The sequence below is a fragment of the Bacillus sp. JJ783 genome (genome assembly GCF_036963225.1).
GTDB classification, from domain to species: Bacteria; Bacillota; Bacilli; order Bacillales; family Bacillaceae_G; genus Bacillus_A; species Bacillus_A cereus_U.
Genome location: NZ_JBALMG010000077.1, coordinates 1 through 3,035 on the forward strand (window position 1 = coordinate 1; position 3,035 = coordinate 3,035).

Below are 3,035 nucleotides of genomic sequence, written 5' to 3' on the forward strand. Positions count from 1 at the left end.
ATCGTATGCCGCTTGATTTACTAAACTAACCATTCCATTTTTATCGATTACTACAATCCCTTCACGTACAGATTGAATAACTGTACTATGCTCCTCGTATAAAGATGAAATTTCTTCTGGCTCCATTCCAAACATCATCCGCTTAATACTTTTTGCTAAATATACAGAGCCAATTATCCCAATTAACAGACCTGTTATTGTAATCCAAAACACACGCTTTCCATACACTTCTATCGCTCCATGAATATCATCCATTGAAAAACCAACAGATACTACACCAATAATTTCATTATCCTGATTACGAATTGGGACTTTTCCACGTAACGAAGGCCCTAATGATCCCGTTGCTTTCGAAACGTAAGATTTCCCTTCTAATAGGACCCCTTTATTATCTCCGCCCACCATAGCTTCTCCTATTTTCTCTCGCTTAGGATGTGCATAACGAATACCATCTTTATTTCCAACTACAATAAAGTCAGCATCTGTTTCGATTCGAATTTTTCCTGCAATTGGCTGAATAATAGAAGCTGGATTTTCTTTTTGAAAAGCTTCCCCGATTTCCGGTATAGCAGCAACTGTTTTCGCAACATGCAACGCCCTTTTTCCAATTTGTTCTTCTACTGTTTCAGATAATATATAGTAAAATAAATAACTCGTTAACAGCAGTACAGCAAGAATAAGTGTACTAATAGTTAATGTAATTCTCGGTTGCAATTTCAATTTCTTCAATTTCAAAATCATTCCCCTAACATTACTGAAGATAGAATTCAAAGAATATACAGATTTTTCAACTTAATCATACCACATTTATTTCTTTACTTTTATATCATTATTCACTACTCTGCCTTAGTGTTAGCAGAGAGTCATATAAACACACAAAAGCCCCTCTAATATCTATTTACTAGAGGGGCTTTTCACCTTACTATTCCTTATCTTTCTCTACTTCTTTTTTCTCACCTTCTACTACAGATACGACAGGTTTATCGTTTGATAGTTGCTGCACGGCACCTTTTCCAGCGAATCCTTCTAGTAATTCTTTTAAATCAATACCAGAAGAGGCTTTTAAAGTTTCTTGCATTGTTGCCATTAAATCTGTCGCATACCCTGCAACTTTCCCAGCGCCGCTATTCTTTCCACCGCCGCCTGTATCGACAACTGTAATTTTATCAATATTGCTAAGTGGACTCGCAATTTCTTTCGCATAACTTGGAAGCATTTTAAGAACCATATCCATAATCGCGGCTTGCCCATATAATTCAAATGCTTCTGCAATTTTTTGTTTCGCTTCTGCTTCTGCTAAACCTTTTAACCTAATAACATCTGCTTCCGCTGTACCTTGTGCCTTTTGTACTTCTGCCTTTGCCTGGCCTTGTGCTTTTTCAATTTCTGCTTTTGCTAAACCTTCTACACGAACTTCTTCTGCACGTGCTCTTGCTTCTGCTTCAATTTTATATTGATCCGCATCTGCTTTTTTCATTTGTTTTACTTTTTCCGCTTCAGCTGATTGTTCAACAGCATAGCGATCTGCATCTGCCTTTTTCTTTACTTCTGCATCGTATTGCTTTTCACGACGCGCAATCTCTTTTTCTTCTAACTCAATTTGCTTTTCACGCTCAATGATTTTAACTCGCATTTGCTCTTCTGTAACACCTTGTTGTGCTTTCGCTTGTTGTAATTCATAAGAAAGATCTGCATCTGCGCGAGCTTGTTCTTGGTCTCTCTTATAAGATTGTACTTTTAATTCTTTATGTTTTTCAGCTTCAGCGATTTGTGCATCACGTTGATATTCTGCTTCTTTTGCTTCTTTCTCAGCACGAGCTTTTTCAATTCTCGCCTCTTTTTCACGCTCTGCATTTGCAACTGTTGCATCACGCTTAACCATTGCAATTTGCGGCTGACCAAGTGCATCTAAGTAACCGTTTTTATCCATTATTTCTTTAATTGTAAAGGAAACGATGCGAAGTCCCATCTTCTTCAAATCAGTCGAAGCTACTTCATGCACCTTTTGTGCGAATTGCTCTCTATTACTATAAGCATCTTCTACTGTCATAGAAGATAAAATAGCACGTAGATGCCCTTCTAAAACTTCTTTTGCTTCTACTTTTAACTCTTCCGTTTCTTTTCCTAAATATTGTTCAGCTGCTGTAGAAACTTCTTCAATTGTCGATCCTACTTTAATAATAGAAACACCGTTTACTGTAATCGGTACACCTTGTTTCGTATACGTATCACGTGTTCCAACTTCTAATTTATAGTTTAATAAGCTAAGAAGTTCTGCTCGTTGCATAATTGGCACAACGAAAGTACCACCACCGCGGATAATCTTAATCTTCTTTCCATCATCAGTGGTAACAACATTCTTTCCACCACCAAGCCAGTTCCCTGTTACAATTAATGCTTCATCTGGACCAACTGTACGATACTTCGTAATGAATACTAAAATGAGTAGAATTAAAATTGCGAGTAAAACTCCACCGATAATTAATGGAATCGTCATGTAAATTCCCCCTTATAATTTTGGTTTTTTTAAAGAATAAGCGATGTTCTGTACAAGCAAAACACCATCTTGAACTCCCTCGATAATAACTTCAGTTCCTTGTGAAATATCTTTCTTTCCAATTGTTTTAGCTGGGATTGCATTACTTCCAAATTTAGAGGAGATTAATACTTCACCAAATCCTTCTGTAGGAATTGTCGTAATGACTTCTCCCTTGCAACCAATGAATTCATCCATACGTTGCACCGTGTTTTGTTCTGCTTCTGCAATTGGTTTTAAAATTAGTATTTTCATTATGAAAACACCGATAAAAGATATAGCAAATGAGGCCCCGAAAATAACGAGACTATTATAGGAATATAAATATTCTCCTATATAACTAAGTCCACATAACATGGCGAAAAAACTAAGTAGCAACGTTACAACGGATACAGATCCGCCTCCAAAACTAAATATTGATTCAAAAATATCTCCAAAAAAGATATAAATAACAGTAAGTATAGTTGCAATTATAAATCCGTATAAATAAATTGTTTCA

General features: G+C 36.2%; 2 protein-coding genes and 1 pseudogene. All 3 read right to left on the minus strand.

Features of this window, described 5'->3' with window-relative positions; all coding sequences use genetic code 11:
• A pseudogene (locus V7038_RS17065) lies at positions 1 to 741 on the minus strand (sensor histidine kinase); the annotation flags it as partial.
• 181 nt (positions 742 to 922) lie between these two features.
• Positions 923 to 2,497, minus strand: coding sequence for a flotillin family protein (locus tag V7038_RS17070; protein ID WP_002113918.1), 1,575 nt, complete (start codon positions 2,495 to 2,497; stop codon positions 923 to 925).
• Between the two features lie 12 nt (positions 2,498 to 2,509).
• Positions 2,510 to 3,035 (minus strand): NfeD family protein (locus V7038_RS17075; RefSeq protein ID WP_335471046.1); only part of this gene is annotated, 526 nt, incomplete at its 5' end.